Source organism: Pontibacter sp. LHS1 (assembly GCF_058932855.1).
On record NZ_JBZYWF010000011.1, the window covers coordinates 43,400 to 59,879 of the forward strand.

General features: G+C 47.9%; 18 protein-coding genes and 2 tRNA genes. 12 read left to right on the top strand and 8 right to left on the bottom strand.

Annotated features, from left to right (window positions below; all coding sequences use genetic code 11):
* Nucleotides 1-21: 21 nt before the first annotated feature.
* From AC5FXQ_RS17775 to AC5FXQ_RS17795, 5 genes are all read left to right on the top strand, one after another.
* Nucleotides 22-2,196, top strand: coding sequence for a DUF349 domain-containing protein (locus AC5FXQ_RS17775; protein WP_493603761.1), 2,175 nt, complete (start codon nt 22-24; stop codon nt 2,194-2,196).
* A 131-nt stretch (nt 2,197-2,327) separates the two neighbouring features.
* Nucleotides 2,328-2,400, top strand: a tRNA-Thr gene (locus AC5FXQ_RS17780).
* A gap of 22 nt (nt 2,401-2,422) precedes the next feature.
* A tRNA-Thr gene (locus AC5FXQ_RS17785) sits at nt 2,423-2,495 on the top strand.
* A gap of 162 nt (nt 2,496-2,657) precedes the next feature.
* Nucleotides 2,658-3,824: a hypothetical protein gene (locus AC5FXQ_RS17790; protein WP_493603762.1), complete on the top strand. Its 1,167-nt coding sequence runs from the start codon at nt 2,658-2,660 to the stop codon at nt 3,822-3,824.
* A 6-nt stretch (nt 3,825-3,830) separates the two neighbouring features.
* Nucleotides 3,831-4,850 carry a metal-dependent hydrolase gene (locus AC5FXQ_RS17795; protein ID WP_493603763.1) on the top strand — a complete coding sequence of 340 codons (1,020 nt, stop codon included), beginning with the start codon at nt 3,831-3,833 and terminating at the stop codon, nt 4,848-4,850.
* A gap of 56 nt (nt 4,851-4,906) precedes the next feature.
* Here AC5FXQ_RS17795 and AC5FXQ_RS17800 read toward each other — a convergent pair whose 3' ends face one another.
* On the bottom strand, nt 4,907-5,635 hold the full coding sequence (locus AC5FXQ_RS17800) for a hypothetical protein (protein WP_493603764.1): 729 nt from the start codon (nt 5,633-5,635) through the stop codon (nt 4,907-4,909).
* 130 nt (nt 5,636-5,765) lie between these two features.
* Here AC5FXQ_RS17800 and AC5FXQ_RS17805 point away from each other — a divergent pair, with 130 nt between their 5' ends.
* The 4 genes from AC5FXQ_RS17805 (at nt 5,766) to AC5FXQ_RS17820 (ending at nt 10,763) form a co-directional block, all read left to right on the top strand.
* The gene (locus AC5FXQ_RS17805; protein WP_493603765.1) at nt 5,766-6,548 is read left to right on the top strand and encodes an SDR family oxidoreductase; all 783 of its coding nucleotides are present in this window, start codon (nt 5,766-5,768) and stop codon (nt 6,546-6,548) included.
* 147 nt (nt 6,549-6,695) lie between these two features.
* Nucleotides 6,696-6,938, top strand: coding sequence for a hypothetical protein (locus AC5FXQ_RS17810; RefSeq protein ID WP_493603766.1), 243 nt, complete (start codon nt 6,696-6,698; stop codon nt 6,936-6,938).
* 68 nt (nt 6,939-7,006) lie between these two features.
* Nucleotides 7,007-9,559 (top strand): DNA gyrase subunit A, encoded by a 2,553-nt coding sequence (gyrA, locus tag AC5FXQ_RS17815; protein WP_493603841.1) that lies wholly within the window; start codon nt 7,007-7,009, stop codon nt 9,557-9,559.
* 70 nt (nt 9,560-9,629) lie between these two features.
* The gene (locus tag AC5FXQ_RS17820; protein ID WP_493603767.1) at nt 9,630-10,763 is read left to right on the top strand and encodes a tetratricopeptide repeat protein; all 1,134 of its coding nucleotides are present in this window, start codon (nt 9,630-9,632) and stop codon (nt 10,761-10,763) included.
* A gap of 255 nt (nt 10,764-11,018) precedes the next feature.
* Here AC5FXQ_RS17820 and AC5FXQ_RS17825 read toward each other — a convergent pair whose 3' ends face one another.
* The 5 genes from AC5FXQ_RS17825 to AC5FXQ_RS17845 all read right to left on the bottom strand — a co-directional run bounded on the left by AC5FXQ_RS17825 (nt 11,019) and on the right by AC5FXQ_RS17845 (nt 14,050).
* A complete protein-coding gene (locus AC5FXQ_RS17825) occupies nt 11,019-11,453 on the bottom strand; it encodes a phage holin family protein (RefSeq protein WP_493603768.1) in 435 nt (144 codons plus the stop codon).
* Nucleotides 11,454-11,549: 96 nt separating this feature from the next.
* Nucleotides 11,550-12,230, bottom strand: coding sequence for a peptide-methionine (S)-S-oxide reductase MsrA (gene msrA / locus AC5FXQ_RS17830; RefSeq protein WP_493603769.1), 681 nt, complete (start codon nt 12,228-12,230; stop codon nt 11,550-11,552).
* A gap of 81 nt (nt 12,231-12,311) precedes the next feature.
* Nucleotides 12,312-13,331 carry a cation diffusion facilitator family transporter gene (locus AC5FXQ_RS17835; RefSeq protein ID WP_493603770.1) on the bottom strand — a complete coding sequence of 340 codons (1,020 nt, stop codon included), beginning with the start codon at nt 13,329-13,331 and terminating at the stop codon, nt 12,312-12,314.
* Between the two features lie 117 nt (nt 13,332-13,448).
* The gene (locus AC5FXQ_RS17840) at nt 13,449-13,730 is read right to left on the bottom strand and encodes a GIY-YIG nuclease family protein (protein ID WP_493603771.1); all 282 of its coding nucleotides are present in this window, start codon (nt 13,728-13,730) and stop codon (nt 13,449-13,451) included.
* A gap of 47 nt (nt 13,731-13,777) precedes the next feature.
* Entirely contained in the window at nt 13,778-14,050 is a 273-nt protein-coding gene (locus AC5FXQ_RS17845; protein WP_493603772.1) for a hypothetical protein, read from the bottom strand.
* A 316-nt stretch (nt 14,051-14,366) separates the two neighbouring features.
* Here AC5FXQ_RS17845 and AC5FXQ_RS17850 point away from each other — a divergent pair, with 316 nt between their 5' ends.
* Both AC5FXQ_RS17850 and AC5FXQ_RS17855 read left to right on the top strand, forming a co-directional pair.
* On the top strand, nt 14,367-14,786 hold the full coding sequence (locus AC5FXQ_RS17850; protein WP_493603773.1) for a hypothetical protein: 420 nt from the start codon (nt 14,367-14,369) through the stop codon (nt 14,784-14,786).
* A 30-nt stretch (nt 14,787-14,816) separates the two neighbouring features.
* On the top strand, nt 14,817-15,080 hold the full coding sequence (locus AC5FXQ_RS17855; RefSeq protein ID WP_493603774.1) for a hypothetical protein: 264 nt from the start codon (nt 14,817-14,819) through the stop codon (nt 15,078-15,080).
* Nucleotides 15,081-15,082: 2 nt separating this feature from the next.
* Here the strand turns inward: AC5FXQ_RS17855 and AC5FXQ_RS17860 are convergent, their stop codons facing one another.
* Complete coding sequence (locus AC5FXQ_RS17860; protein ID WP_007656593.1) at nt 15,083-15,283, bottom strand: hypothetical protein; 201 nt, start codon at nt 15,281-15,283, stop codon at nt 15,083-15,085.
* 94 nt (nt 15,284-15,377) lie between these two features.
* Between AC5FXQ_RS17860 and AC5FXQ_RS17865 the strand changes: the two genes are divergently transcribed.
* Nucleotides 15,378-16,121, top strand: a complete 744-nt coding sequence (locus AC5FXQ_RS17865; RefSeq protein ID WP_493603775.1) for a pseudouridine synthase — start codon at nt 15,378-15,380, stop codon at nt 16,119-16,121.
* Here AC5FXQ_RS17865 and AC5FXQ_RS17870 read toward each other — a convergent pair.
* Nucleotides 16,112-16,468 (bottom strand): hypothetical protein, encoded by a 357-nt coding sequence (locus tag AC5FXQ_RS17870; RefSeq protein WP_493603776.1) that lies wholly within the window; start codon nt 16,466-16,468, stop codon nt 16,112-16,114. The genes AC5FXQ_RS17865 and AC5FXQ_RS17870 overlap by 10 nt on opposite strands.
* Between the last annotated feature and the right edge of the window lie 12 nt (nt 16,469-16,480).

The following is a 16,480-nucleotide window of genomic DNA, read 5'->3' on the forward strand; positions in this document are numbered from 1 at the left end:
CGTGGACTAAAACCTGAAGTCATGACAACTGATAAACAGCACACCGACGCAAACGGAGCTGAGGCCAACAAGCCCCGGCCACAAGACGAAGCACAAGCCAACGAGCAGCAGGCCTCGTCGCCGATGGATATTGTAGAACAGCGCCTCGCCGAAATCAACGCTCAAAAAGAAAGCGCACAGGACAATCCAACGGAAGAAGGTGTGCCCAAAGAAGAACAGCCTGAAATAAAACCAGAACTGGCTTCTGAGGCAGAAACGTCAGAAACAGAAAAAATAACGGAGGCTTTTGCTGATGCTAACCTGCCGGAGGCAGAGATAGCTGCAACATCTCAAACCGAAACAGTTGCTACGGCCAAAACTGAGACTCCTGCACAGGCAGAAACACCAGCAGCACCTTCACCAACTGCCTCAGCGGCAGCAGAAACAAAGGCACCGGCAGCAGCTGATGATCATCATGACGACGAAGAGTTGGATGAGGATGACCACACAGACTACAGCGAGATGTCGATAGAGGAACTGCGCAACCATTTGGCCCAGCTTCTCAAAGGGCCTGATGCAAAACGCAAATACAAGAAAATACAGGAAATCCATCGCCAGTATGAAGATAAATTCCAGATAGAAAAAAACCAGGCGCTTGACCGCTTCCGTCAGGAGGGTGGTACCGAAGAGGACTTTGAGTACCATGCGCCGATGGAACACACCGAGCTGGAGCAACTCTATACTGCCTACCGCGAGGCACGTTATCAGGAGCGTCAGCACAGCGAAGAGCAGCGCCATCGAAACCTGGAGCGCAAGCGTGAACTGTTACAACAGTTGCGTACCCTGGTGGAGTCAGCGGAAACCAAAAACAGCAGCGATGAACTGAAGAAACTACAGGGTGAGTGGAAGAGCATAGGCCCGGTGCCGCCAGGCGAAGCGCAGGAGCTATGGGATTCCTATCATGCCCTGCTTGACATCTTCTACAACAACCGCAGCATGTTCTTCGAGATGAAAGAGCTGGACAGACGCCGTAACCTGGACGCCAAAGTGCAGTTGATCGAGCGCGCCGAAGCCCTTCAGAACGAACAGTCTATTAACAAGGCCCTACAGGAACTGCGCCACCTGCACGAGGAGTGGAAAAACATCGGTCCGGTACCAAATGAGCAGCGCGACGTCATTTGGGAGCGCTTCATACAGGCCTCTGAGAAAGTGCATGAGCACCGTCGCACCTACATGGAAGAGCGCAAAACTGTTGAGCTGGCAAACCTGGAGAAAAAGCGCAGCCTGCTGGCTCGCTTACAGGAATTCCAGAGCTTCAACACCGACCGCATTAACGAGTGGCGCGATAAAACAGACGAGATCCAGAAGCTCAAAGAAGAATGGGACAATGCCGGCCTCGTACCGAAAGAATACGCAGAAGAAGTCAACAAGACTTTCTGGAGCAATTACAAAGCTTTCTTCCAGCATAAGAATCAGTTCTTCAAAGGGCTGGACGAGCAGAAAATGCAGAACCTGCGTCTGAAGACTGAGCTGTGCGAACAAGCTGAAAGTCTCAAAGAAAGTACAGACTGGAATGCCACCAAGGAGAAAATGATCCAGCTCCAGAAGAAGTGGAAAACCATAGGACGCGTGCCAGACAAGCATTCCGACAAGATCTGGCAGCGCTTCAGAGCAGCCTGCAACGAGTTCTTTGACCGCAAGCAGGCGCAGGAGCAGCAGAAAGGCGCCGAAATAGAGAAACTATCTTCAGAAAAACTGGCCCTGTGCGACCGTATAACAGAAGAACTGGCTCAGCCAAACACAACGACTTCGCTGGAAGATTACAACAAGATCGTAGCGGAATGGGGTACCCTGGATGCCGGCAATAAGCGTGTAAGCGCAAGGGTAGAGGAGAAGTTCCTGTCCCTGATGGAGCGTTACCTGGAACGCGTGCCTGATCTGCACTACGATGATCGTGCTACCATGCTGGCACAGCTACAGGTCGACCGTTTAAAGAACAGTCCGGACGCCTCACAGAAGCTGTACCAGAAAGAGCAGACGCTGCGTCGTGAGATATCACAACTGCAGAATGACATCCAGACACTTCGTACCAACCTCGACTTCTTTGCGCGTTCCAAGAATGCAGACAAGTTGCGAGAGGAGTACGAAGGACGTATAGAAGACACACAGAAGCGAATCGACATCCTGCAGCGGCAGCTGGCCGCTTTCAGAAGATAAAAATTTCTGTTTGATATTCAAAAGCTTATCGCAAAAGGGCAAAAAAATCCTGCAGGAGGTGTTTGTATATTAAAAACTATATTATACCTTTGCAACGCTTTAGAACGATAGGGCAACACAAATAAAGTATCGCCTCCTTAGCTCAGCTGGTAGAGCAACTGACTTGTAATCAGTAGGTCGCTGGTTCGATCCCGGCAGGGGGCTCAACTTTATTTGTACTTTTACCGCCTCCATAGCTCAGCTGGTAGAGCAACTGACTTGTAATCAGTAGGTCGTTGGTTCGATTCCGACTGGGGGCTCTTAAAAGGCTTCAGAGAAATCTGAGGCCTTTTTTGTTTTATGCCTCCTCCATACCTCAGCAGATCTCTGCAATGTTTTGGTCTGAACCTGCCCCTGCTATATATGCTTTTTCAAGTTTTATGACTTATTTTGGGGATTCATCCAAGCACTGAATCCGATCCATGCAACTGATAGAAGTAAACACACCTGAACTGGCTGAAGAGTTTTTGAAAATGCAGGTCAGGCTATACCGCAAAGACCCTAAGTACATCCGGCCGCTTGACAAGGACGTGCACCAGGTTTTTGATCCCAAAAAGAACAAGCTGCTGCGCGACGGTGAAGCCATCCGTTGGATCCTGAAAGACGAGACGGGCGAAACCATCGGCAGGGTAGCCGCTTTCATTAACAGGAAAACAGCGAACTCTTTTGAACAGCCTACCGGTGGCATGGGCTTCTTCGATTGTATCAATGATCAGGAAGCAGCTAACATACTATTCGAGGCCTGCCGCAACTGGTTGCAGGAGCGTGGTATGGAAGCCATGGATGGCCCGATCAATTTCGGCGAGCGCGACAAGTGGTGGGGACTTCTGGTAGACGGCTTTTACGAGCCCACCTACTGCATGAATTACAACCATCCTTATTACCAGCAACTGTTCGAGAACTACGGCTTTCAGCTATACTTCAACCAGTATGTTTACTACCGCACCGTAGAGGATCCGCTTGCGCCGGAATACCATGAGAAGGCGCAGCGCGTACTGTCTGACCCAAGCTATACCTTTCAGCACCTTGACAAGAACAACCTTGAAAAATACGCCGAGGACTTTCGTACCGTTTACAACAAGGGATGGGTAAAACATGAAGGTGTTAAGGCAATGGGTGAAGCACAGGCAAAATCCATTATGAAAGCTCTGAAGCCGATATTGGATGAGAAGATCATCTGGTTCGCATACCACAATGGGGAGCCAGCCGGATTCTTCATCGCTATACCTGAGCTGAATCAGCTGTTCAAACACGTGAACGGGAAACTGGACCTGTGGGGCAAGATCAAATTTGCCTACCATCGCTGGAGAGGATCCTGCAAGACAATGTACGGCATTGTATTCGGTATCACGCCAGAGTGTCAGGGCAAAGGCGTAGAGGCGGCCATGGTGGTGTCTGCAGCTAAACTGGTACAGGGTAATCCGAATATCCCTTACTATGATATGCAAATGAACTGGATCGGGGACTTCAACCCTAAAATGATGAAAGTTGTGGAGCAGGTGGGGAGCCGCGTGCTGAAAACTTATGTGACGTACCGTTTCCTGTTTGATAGAAACAAGGAATTCAAGCGTGCTCCAATCATTAAGTAGCCACGGATGGATTCACTAACACAGATCGTACTGGGAGCCGCCGTAGGCGAGGCGGTGGCTGGCCGCAAACTGGGCAACAAAGCCCTGCTTTGGGGTGCCATCGCCGGCACAATCCCGGATCTGGACGTACTGGTTAATCCGCTACTGGACATGGTGGGCCAGTTAAGCTTCCATCGATCTGTCACACACTCTTTCTTTTTTGCCTTCCTGGCCTCGCCATTGCTGGGCTGGATGCTTTGGCGGCTCTACAAAAATGAGCACGCGAGCTTCCGCGACTGGACCTTGCTGTTCTTTCTGGGCTTCACAACCCACGCCATACTCGACAGCTTTACAACCTGGGGTACTCAGCTATTCTGGCCATTCAGCAACTACGGTGTAGCCTTTTACAACATCTTTGTCATAGACCCGCTGTATACGGTGCCCTTTCTGATCTGCGTGATTGCCGTCATGTTTTATGACAGGCGTAACCCCAAGCGGCGACGCTGGAACAATGCTGGCCTGGTGATCAGCTCGCTCTACATACTATTCTCTTTTGCAGCACAGACCTATGCCAAAAATGCCTTCACCGAAAGCCTGCAGGATCAAGGTATACGCTTTGAGTCAGAGATCGTGAAAGCCACTCCTATGAACACTCTGCTCTGGTCTGCCACTGCGGCCACTGAAGACGGCTTTTACACAGGCTTTTACTCCTTGCTTGACCAGGACCGGGATATCAGGTATAGCTTTGAACCGCGCCAGGAGTATTTGCTGGAGGAGTACCGTGGCCACCCGAAAATGGAACGCCTGCTAGAGATCACTAAAGGCTATCATGCGGTAGAAGAGGTGGAGCGGGGTATTTATATCAAGGATCTGCGCTTTGGTCAGTTTGACGGCTGGCAGGAAGGGAAAGGGCAGTATGTCTTCGTTTACCATGTCTGGCGTGAGCAGGATGGCTCTCTTCACTTTGAAGAAGTAAATAACCGACCGAAAATAGACGGTGATTATCTAAAAGCATATTTGAACCGTATTCTAGGCGTGAAGCAGTAACAGAAAAGCCACCTTCATCAGGGGCCTTCTCTGTTAAAATAGCTGCTGTTGGATAACTACAGCGTTTCGTAGTACATCAGCACTTTGATCCAACCGTCTTCGGTGGTGGCGTCTATGTTCTCTTTCATCAGGAACGTCTGTACCTCAACATTCTTATCAGACAGCAACTTAAGTAGGTTATTTTTACTAAGTTTAACCTTTTGTATGTTTTTTTGATGACTAATGATATAGTAAGTATGTTTGGTAACAATCTCATCATAAGGAATATTGCCACCATAGTTGGACTTATGACTGGCTTTGAACATAACCTTTTCTGGTAGCATGAGTAGCTCCATTTTAGGCCCCTCACTAAGAACAAGGAAGAAGCGGTCCTTCAATTTAGAATCAATATTACCGCTCGTTATCTTCTTAAAGTTATAGAGGTTTTCATTGGTTTTATCATAGAGCATAAACCTAGCTATTTTATCTTCACTTAACACAAAGGTTTTTCCTGCTGAGTCGCGATAAAAAAACTTATTTTCCATTACATTGTATTTGCCCTCGACATTCCCAAAGAGCCTATCACTAATGAATAATTCGGCGTTCATCCAATTATCTGAAAAGTATGGAGATCCTTTGACACCTTCGTATCTGTCATCAAATGACCACACCATTCCATTGCTATTGCTTCTGCCTAAGTCTTCCAGGTTTTGCTGAGCAACTCCAGTAGTAGCTCTAACTGATTGTTGAGCTAAAGAAATGTGTGCTGCCAAAGATAATGAAGCGACAAGTAGTATTTTTTTCATTTTAAAACAATATTATATAGATAATTATGCCTCAGTTATCGATTAAAAATATAAAGAAAACCAAGTTTAGACTAGAATTATTAAATTAGTGAAAAACTATATTAAGTCATAACATTCAGCATAGAAAAAATTGGATAAGGATACATTTCATAACCGTTGGCTCCTGACAGGCAAAAAAGCCGTTGTAACAGGAGGCTCCAAAGGTATAGGCGCCGCGATTGTAGAAGAGTTTATTGCCCTGGGAGCCGAGGTACTGGCGGTGGCACGCAAAGAAGCAGACCTGCAGCAGTTACAGGAGAAGTTTCCCGAAGGACTGCAGGTATTGGTAGCTGATGTAAGCACGGCAGAAGGTCGCCAGCAGCTGCTGGACAAAGTGCAAACCCTTTGGGGTGAGCTGGATATGCTGGTCAACAACGTAGGCACGAACATCCGCAAACCGGTGACTGAATATTCGCCTGAGGAATACGACTTTGTGATGAGCACCAACCTGCGCTCTGCCTTTGAACTGAGTCGGGGCTTTTATCCGCTGCTTAAAGCTTCAGAGCAGGGAAACATTATCCATGTAACTTCGGTGGCGGGTCTTACGCATGTGCGAACAGGTGCCATCTACGGCATGACCAAGGCCGCGCTGGTGCAACTTACGAAAAACCTGGCAGGGGAGTGGGCGGCAGATGGAATCCGGGTCAATGCCGTTGCCCCCTGGTACATTAGCACCCCACTTGCGCAGACCGTGCTGCAGAACGAACAGTACCTGCACGAAGTACTTGTCAGAACGCCGATGCGCGTGATTGGCAAACCAGAAGATGTAGCGGGTGCAGTGGCCTATCTTTGCATGCCGGCAGCAGCCTATATCACTGGTCAGACACTGGCCGTAGACGGTGGTTTTACCATCAATGGCTTTCACCCCGCCTAAGGTATAAAACAGGTATAAAAGCAGTGTTCCGGGCAGCTAAACTATCCCCTGAAACACTGGTTTATTAATCCAAATTTTACTACTTTTGTATGATAAGGCTGCAAGAGCGCAACAACAGTTTCCAGTGCTCTTCATAACCCAACATGCATGGCAAAAATCCGACTGCTTTTACCCTTTAGCGCTGCTCTGCTGCTTCTAACTGTATCCTCCTGCAAACCACTTTGTCCAATCAGTGCCTGTCAGGTACGCATGGTGCATGCACATGGTGAGCAGGAATTCCGTGGGCAGCCCATTCACAAAAAACAAAACCCTAAAATAGGCGAAAAGCTGCCGAAGCAAACAGGGGAGGTGCGCAAGCGCACTAACGACAAGAGCCAGCGTAAAAACTAAAGAATGTTACAGGCTTTTGCCTGAAGAGTATATTCAACCAACACAAAACTATTATTTAGACCTTGAACATGAACGAAGGCGAACGAATAATACCGATCAACATTGAAGACGAGATGCGCGGTGCATACATCGACTACTCAATGTCTGTTATCATTTCCAGAGCCTTACCCGATGTGAGAGACGGCCTGAAGCCAGTACACCGTCGTGTGCTGTACGGCATGTCCGAACTGGGGGTATCCTATAACAAGTCCTACAAAAAGTCAGCGCGTATCGTAGGAGAGGTGCTGGGCAAGTACCACCCGCACGGTGACTCCTCGGTATACGAGACCATGGTGCGTATGGCCCAGGAGTGGTCGCTGCGCTACCCGCTGGTAGACGGTCAGGGTAACTACGGCTCTATTGACGGTGACTCACCGGCTGCGATGCGTTACACAGAGGCACGCCTAAAGCGTATAGCCGACGAACTGCTCGCTGACCTCGATAAAAATACCGTGGACTTTGTGCCGAACTTCGATGACTCCCTGAAGGAGCCGTCTGTCATGCCAGCCAAGTTTCCGAACCTGCTCGTGAACGGCACGTCCGGTATTGCGGTAGGTATGGCCACCAACATGGCGCCACACAACCTCACAGAGGTCATCAACGGTACCATTGCGTATATCGATAACAGGGAGATCACGATAGCTGAACTGATGCACTACATCACAGCGCCTGACTTCCCGACTGGCGGTATCATCTATGGCTATGATGGCGTGAAGGCCGCTTTCGAAACGGGTCGTGGACGCGTGCTGATGCGCGGTCGTGCCATTTTCGAAACAACTTCTACAGGCAAAGAGCAGATCATCGTAACGGAGATTCCTTACATGGTGAACAAGGCTTCTCTTATCGAGAAGACTGCTGCCCTGATCAACGAGAAGAAGATTGAAGGTATAGCCGACCTGCGTGACGAGTCTGACCGTGACGGTTTGCGCATCGTGTATGACTTGAAGCGCGATGCTATACCTAACGTAGTACTCAACAACTTATACAAGTATACGCAACTGCAGTCCTCGTTTGGCGTGAATAACGTGGCCCTGGTAAAAGGACGCCCGATGACGCTGAACCTGAAAGACCTGATTCATCACTTCGTAGAACACAGACATGAAGTGGTGATCCGCAGAACGCAGTACGAGCTGGACGAAGCCAGAAAGCGTGCTCACATTCTGGAAGGTTTGCTGATCGCCCTGGATAACCTTGATGAAGTGATCAACCTGATCCGTTCATCGCGTGACCCGGAGATTGCCCGCAACGGCTTGATGGAGCGCTTTGCCTTGTCTGAGATCCAGGCTCGTGCAATCCTTGACATGCGTTTGCAGCGTCTGACAGGTCTGGAGCGTGACAAGATCCAGGCAGAATATGCGGAGATCATGAAGCTGATCGACTACCTGACTTCAGTTCTGAATGACGAAGGCCTGCGTATGCAGATCATCAAAGACGAGTTAAATGAAATAAAAGAGCGCTACGGTGACGTACGTCGTACCAGCATCGAGGCTTCTACCGGCGATATTTCTTACGAGGACATGATCCCGGAAGAGAACATGGTGATCACCATCTCGCACGAAGGCTACATCAAGCGTACTTCGCTGAGCGAGTACCGTAGTCAGAGCCGTGGTGGTGTTGGTTCACGTGGAGTAGCCGCTTCCAAGGAGAGCGACTTCACAGAACACCTGTTTGTTGCCAGCACCCACCATCACATGCTGTTCTTCACGGAGTTTGGCCGTGTGTTCTGGATGAAGGTGTACGAGATTCCGGAAGGAGGGAAGACCACCAAAGGACGTGCTATCCAAAACCTGATCAACATTGAAAAGGACGACAAGATCCGTGCGGTAATCAATGTGCGTGACCTCAAGAACCAGGATTTCGTGCTGAACCACAACCTGGTATTCTGTACCGAGCAAGGCACGATCAAAAAGACCGTGCTGGAGGCATACTCCAGGCCACGTACCAATGGTATCAATGCGATCACGATCAATGATGGAGACCGACTGCTGGACGTACAGCTGACTACAGGCAACAGTGAAATCATCATTGCTTTGGGTTCCGGACGTGCCATCCGCTTCAACGAGCACCAGGTTAGACCGATGGGTCGTAACGCAGCAGGTGTGCGCGGCGTAACACTGGCCGGACCAGATGATAAGGTAGTTGGTATGGTTTGTGTAGAAAACGAGAACACAGAACTGCTGGTAGTTTCTGAAAATGGTTTTGGAAAGCGTTCATTGCTGGAAGAATACCGTATAACGAACCGCGGCGGAAAAGGGGTGAAGACCCTGAACGTAACGGACAAAACCGGCAAGCTGGTGGCTATCAAAGGCGTGGTTGATACCGATGACCTGATGATCATTAACCGTTCAGGCATCACAATTCGACTGCGCGTTGCTGATATCCGTGTGATTGGCCGCGCTACGCAAGGCGTAAGACTGATCAAACTGACGGAAGGCGACCAGATTTCATCCGTAGCAAAAGTGGAGATGGAGAACGAAGAAGAAGTGGCTGAAGCCCTGATGGAGCAGTCAGAACTGAAGCCGGAAGACTCCTTGCAACCTGATAATCAGATAGATCCGGAAGTAGCTGAGGATGAAGTTTAATCTGTAAAATGGAATTTTATTTTATTTATTAATCGTTTAACAAACAAACAAAAACCAATCTCTGAATAGTATGAAAAAAATACTGATGACAGCCATGGCAGCCGCAAGCGTTCAGGTTGCTGTCGCTCAGAACTCAGCCGTGAACAGCGCCGTGCTTAATCACAAGAACGGTACACTGGACAAAGCGCTAGAAGACATCAATAAAGCCACGGAGCACAAAAAGACTCAAGACAAAGCGAAGACCTGGTTCTATCATGGTGTAATTAACCAGGACCTGATCGGTCACCCAATCTACGGCAAACTGGCTACTGAGAAAACTCCTGAAGTAGCGCTTGCTTCGTTCAACAAGACGCTTGAGATTGACGGTGAAAACGGCCAGTTTGGCAAAATGGTACCAGAGCGTATGGAGATCCTTTACGGTCAAGTACTGAACCAGGCTGTTGAATTCCACAACAACCAGGACTGGGACAACGCCATTGCCAAGTATGATATGGCATCCAAGTTAAATCCGACTGATACAACAGCTGTGCTTTATGCTGCTTATGCCTCAACTGCTAAGCAGGACTATGCCTCAGCGGTTAAATATTATGATAAATTGATCGGTATTGGCCATACAACTGAAGATGTTTACAAAAACAAAATTCAGCTGCAGCAGGCTATCGAAGCGAGCGACGAAGAAGTAATGGCTTCTATCGCTGCTGGTCTGGAGAAGCACCCGAACAGCGTATACCTGATGCAGGAGGAGCTGCGTTACTACCTGAAGAACGACCGTGCTGACGAGGCGATGGCTAAACTGGACAAAGCAATCGAAGCTGATCCGAACAATGCCAGCCTTTATGCGGTTCGTGGTAACCTGGAAGAACGCAAAGGAAACATCGACGCTGCTTACAAAAACTACAAGAAAGCAGTAGAAGTAGATCCAAATAACTTCGACGGTTTCTTTAACCTGGGTGTACTGGAGTACAACAAGGGCAGTGAGTTCAACAACAAAGCTGCCAAGATGGACTATGCAACTTACAAGAAGCAAGGTCCGGCATTGGAGAAGCAGGCTATCAAGCATTATGAAGCGTCGTTGCCATACTTCGAAAAAGCCCTTGAAATTCAGCCGGAAGATCAGGCAACACTTGCCAACCTGCAGCGCGTTTACACGCGACTGAAGCGTACTGCTGATGCAGAGAGAATCGGTAAGAAACTGAAAAACTAATCTTACTTGCTAAGAAAAAAAAGAAGGAAAGGGAGCTTATTACAGGCTCCCTTTCTTATTGCCATATTTATTACTTAACATAATATAAATTATAAGACTGATTATATACGAGTATTAATACTCTATAATAAGTGTCACTGATAATATACTTTATGTTAAGTAGTCGAATTTAATCATCACGGTATTTATTAAATCAACTATAAAATTCAGGTGTAAAGAAATTAGCCAGAATCTCTTTACACCTGATGCAATTGCTTATAGTATCCGGATCGTATTTGTGTCTTCGCTGGCGGTCTGTGCGAGATACTGCTCGAATTTGGGCTGCTTGTGGAGCATGGCATATTCTTCGTCTCCACCACGGACCCAACCAAGAAGCGCCAAGGCAATGGCTGTCGCAATGGCTATCACAAAGGCTGGCCACCAGCCGTCCACCTTAAAGTTGCCTACCAGTTTATCAACCAGCTTGATCATAAGCGCGGTCACAATCAGTCCGATGATAGCTTCGAGCAGGAAAAAAGAAACCAGGTTAAGTAGGCCGCGCAACAGCCAGCCAATGGTTGCATTAAACAAACCGATCAGAAAAGCCACCCACAGGGCTGTCAGAAAACTCTTAACGTGCACTTGTGGTAGTATATAGGCCAATAGCACGATAACACCGGCACTTACCAGTAAGTTGAGTATAAAATCCATAGTTTATAGTGTTTTAGTGACAATATTTTGTCCTAATACGGATATAAGCACTTATGGATGTTTTTACAGTAATCTATACCCTGTATGGCCCCTCAGCTATTGCTTTACATAATTGGGTTTGAGTTTACTACGAAAGGCATCTTCAAATTTTAAAACCTTGGGGTGCGTGATGGATATCACATAAGGATCATCCGGGTTATTACGGTAGTAATCCTGGTGATAATCTTCTGCAATCCAAAACTTACTGGCTGGTTTGAGCTCTGTTACAATCCGGTTACGAAAAGTACCTGCATCTTCTAAGGCGCGCATATAATTACGGGCCTGTCTTCTTTGCTCTTCATCGTGGTAATAAATGGCAGAACGGTATTGCTTTCCTACGTCGGGGCCCTGGCGGTTTAGTGTGGTCGGATCATGCGTCGCAAAGAATACTTCAAGCAGTTCCCGGTAAGTGATCACATTGGGCCTATACCAGATTTGCACCGATTCCGCATGGCTTGTTTTACCGCTGCTAACCTGTTCGTAAGTGGGCCGCTCCTCACTCCCGCCCGTATAGCCTGACTCCACACGGTCTACGCCTTTGAGTCGTTCAAAATAAGCCTCCGTGCACCAGAAACAGCCTCCAGCGAATGTTGCCTTGCTAAGTCCGAGTGTATCTGAACTATCGCCGTAACTGTAGGCACTCTGCTGCAAGACAGTCCGCTGCTCCCCCCCAGACTCCGTACAAGCCCAGAGCAGCAGTAATAAAGGGAAAAACAGGTAATTATATTTTCGTTCCATACGCCACAAGCCTTACTAATGGCTACGCTAATTTAACCGGTTGGGATAAGTTTTTGTTAAAATTTTAGCTCCTCTCCCCTCCTACCTCTCGCTGCTGTCTGGGTTGTGGATGCCATGCTTTTTATCAGCAATCACTTTGTCCAGGTCCCATTCTACTCGCTTACTGAAGGGAGCACGCCTTACATCACAATTGGACTTCGTGCAAATCGGGCAGGATACTTCTACGCAGGGGTCCGTGTGAATGAATAGCTCAATATCAGGGTCAATATGCTCACGCACTAATTCGCCGACAGCCTCTACTTCTTCGTGGGCTTCCAACACCGTTAGGTACCAGGGCACAGTCAGGTGGCAGTCGATGTGCAGTGTGTTACCATACTTAATGACACGCAGGTTATGAATATCAATCCAGTTCTCGCACCGGTTTTCGTTGAGCACCTGCACAATGCGCTTTAGCAGCTCGTAGTCAGCTTCATCCATTATGCCTGCCAGGGACACTCTCAAAATGCGATAACCGGTATAGCAGATAAAGGCCCCGAACAAAATGGCCACCACACTATCAAGCCATACCTGGCCGGTCAGGTACAGGAGCAAAAGCCCGATCAGAATACCGGCGGTAGAATAGGCGTCCGTTTTGAGGTGTTTGCCACCAGCCACCAGCACCATGGATTTGGCCTTGTTCCCATGCCGCTCTGTCAGGTAGCCCACTATGAAATTAATGATACCAGAGAATGCAACCAGGTATATACCTGCATCGAGTCTGGAGATAACTTGAGGTTCAAAAAGGTTATACACCGATTTCAGAATGATAGCCCCACCTGCCACCAGGATAAGAGAGCCCTCCAGGGTAGCAGCCACAAACTCTATTTTGCCATGTCCATAGGGATGGTTCAGGTCCCGTGGTCGGGCTGAAAGCACGAGGCTGTACAACGAGAAGCCGCCCGCCACCACATTGATAATAGACTCCAGGGCATCTGTCAGTATGGCATTGGAATTGGTAAGGTAAAAAGCCAGGAATTTGGCAAGCAGCAGCAGCACACCTACAACCAGCACGAGCAGTTGCATGCGTATATTCTCATTTTGCTGCTTCAGCAGTTTTATCATTGCGTGGGCTTGTTTTCGGTAGGTACATGTCGCACCATCCTATACCCTACAAGGTACAAGGAACAGACGCCGAAGGCAAACATAGTTTATAACGAAAAATGAAAAGAGGTGCTAAAATCAGCTTAAGGTATCCGCCAGGTCCAGCCAATTAGGATTCATGGATTCAACAAGTCGAAGATGCTCTTCAGGGCTGGAGGATTTGATATGCCGCTCACGCACCCGCGCTATTTCTTCCCGGTCATAGTGCTCATAATACACAAGTTTAGGCTGACTACTGAGACCACCCTGTTGTGAAATTTGCTGTAGAAGGTTTTCAGAAACGCCAATGTTTAACTGAGGCTGCGATTGGTCGCCTATTATATAAACATAGAAGTGATTTGCGTGCTGGTCTGGCTGCATAAAAAAGGTAAGTTTGTTTCATGGTATACGAAAGATGTATCGCCCGGTTAGAAAACCTGCAGCCACTGGCGGGCATCCTCCGGAAGGAAAAAAGTTCGCATGGAAATACCGGTGCTTCTGTCCACTGTGTTGTCAATTTCGAGCTGTGTAAAGAATTCGTAAGAGTAGATCCAGGCAAAATACTTCACTCCTGCCTCACGCAATTTTGGTATCCAAACCTCATTCATCCACTTTGTATCGCCTGAGTGCCCTGTCACTTTTGAGTTGTCATTCAGAATCTTGGAAATCTTATACTCATTTACATAGTCAAGAATCTTCAAACAGCCTGTGTGTCCTTTTGCAGTATTCAACCACCCCACCCAGTTTGAGAGCAAGAGTTTTTCCCCTGGATTAACTCTGATCTCCAGAAATTCGCTCTGATGCACTAAAGGTTCCTGGTTTTCATGTACATACAACATAACATTGAGTCTGTCTAAATCTTCTTGTATTTTTTACCTGTTCAATAGACCTAATGTTACTCTTGCAAAACCAATCATTGAACTATCCTAATAATACCGTTTTAAATATAATGTTTTTTGAACTTTAAACCCCTTTTATAGTATTGTATTAACACTGCTCAATCGCTAATAAACTTAAATGAATCACTATAGAGACAATTTTTGTCATATAAGCTACCATCCTGATACCAATCAGATCTATCTGAAGTGGCATCTTCCTCCCTGCGAATCAAAGCTACTCCATTGCTATGACAAAGGATTCGATATGGCCATTACAAATCAGGCAGTGAGCTGGGTGACTGACAATAGTATTGGGTTCCAGCCGGACCTTTCGATGCAGCGCGCATTAGCTCAGCTGGCAGCTAGCCGGATGAAGCATATGTCCATTAAAAGATTTGCCCGCGTGACACCCATGGATGTGTTTCAGGAAATAGTGACACACAAGATACTTAATCAAATCAACGACCAGACTGCAAACTGCGTAGAGTACGAAGTGTTCCATAACTCGAAAGATGCCCAGGCCTGGTGCGCGCAACCTAACCTGCTATCTGCGAATTAATCTACGAAATCAAAATATACCTTACTATTCATGGCGCTTGGACCAAAACTGATCGAAAAGCTTGACAAGCTATATACACCTGACAGTAGACTTGACCAGCATTACAATGGCAAGGACCTGACCCTCATCACCAACGAAAACGGAGAGGCGGTTACCTTGTTTATCGGCAAGCGGCTGGAGGATGGTGCGATCTCCGGAGAGCGTTATGTACGCAAGATCGTACGTGATAGCAAGACCGGGAAAGTGCTAAGAAGCCACTGGGACCTGAAAGGCAAAGTGACCCGAAGTACCTGATCTTAGAGCTCCTGCATATCAAAGTCTTTGCCACGGCCATACCTGATCAGGTCGTGCAGCATGAATACTTCCAGCGTATGGAGATCCTTCACCCGGTAGGCCCCCTCCTCCGGCATATCCAGCACCTGAAACTCGAAGCGCTCACCGTAATTCTCCAACACATATTTTTTCCCTCTCCGCAGGTTGTCAAACGATATGGCCATGCTTTAATTTCTCTTTGAAGATTTTCGGCAAGTATAGGCAGCTTTCAGGTCAATTCTTAATATATGGCTATCTTTGCCTGAAAAATTATTTAAGGTGCTAGAGATTTTATACGAAGACGAAAGCTATGTAGCGGTGAACAAACCGAATGGGCTACTGGTGCACCGCACACGCATTGCAGAGGAGAAGAAAGAGTTTGCTCTGCAAATGCTGCGCGACCAATTGGGTTACCTGGTATATGCAGCACACCGCCTGGATCGTGGCACCTCCGGGGTGTTGCTATTTGCCAAAAATCCGGAATCAGTTGCGCCTATTGTAAAAGCATTTGAAGATAAACAGGTAGACAAGGTATACTACGCTATCGTGCGGGGCTATACCCCGGAAAAGGAAACTATCGACAGCCCCATCCGCCCGGATAAAGACCACAAGCATAAGGCACCACAAGATGCTGTAACACACTACGAGCGCCTGGCTACTGTCGAGCTTCCTATAACTGTCGGTCGCTACAGCACCTCCCGTTACTCGCTGGTGAAAGTGGAACCGGAAACAGGGCGTATGCATCAGATCCGAAAGCACTTTGCGCACATCCGGCATTACATCGTAGGCGATAAGCGGCACGGCGACTGGCGACACAACCAGATGTTCCGTGAGCAGCTGGAATCACCTTACATGCTACTGCACTCCGCCACCTTAGCATTCACGCACCCTGTGCGTGGTGGTGTGATCGAGCTAAAGGCCCCCCTGCCCCAACACTTCCAGCGCTTGTGCCTGCAGTTTGGCTGGAAGGATGTTTTACAGAAAGAAAGTTTAGTGACGGACCCTTCTTTGAATCAGGTATGATGTAGCATCTGCTTCACCATTTCGAGCTGCAGTTGGGCAACAAAGGCATTCCTGGAGTCGGCATTGAGGGCGGTGAGTAGATAAGCCATGCGCGATAGTCTCCAGTCCTGCACAACTTCGCCGTTTCTGGAGCGGTAGACCACTTTAAAATTTTCCTGCAGTGGCACATGCATGCAATTACACACTTCTGTTGCGCGCTTCACAGCATCGCTCAGTTCCTGCAGACTCTGACAGCCCTGCTGCTCCAATAAATCGCTGGCATAGCAGGTCAGGTTGCTATCGGCCAGGCTATCAACAAAATCTTCGATGGGGTTATGGATACTGATATGGTCGATGGTCATTAACATGGCAAGGTGGGC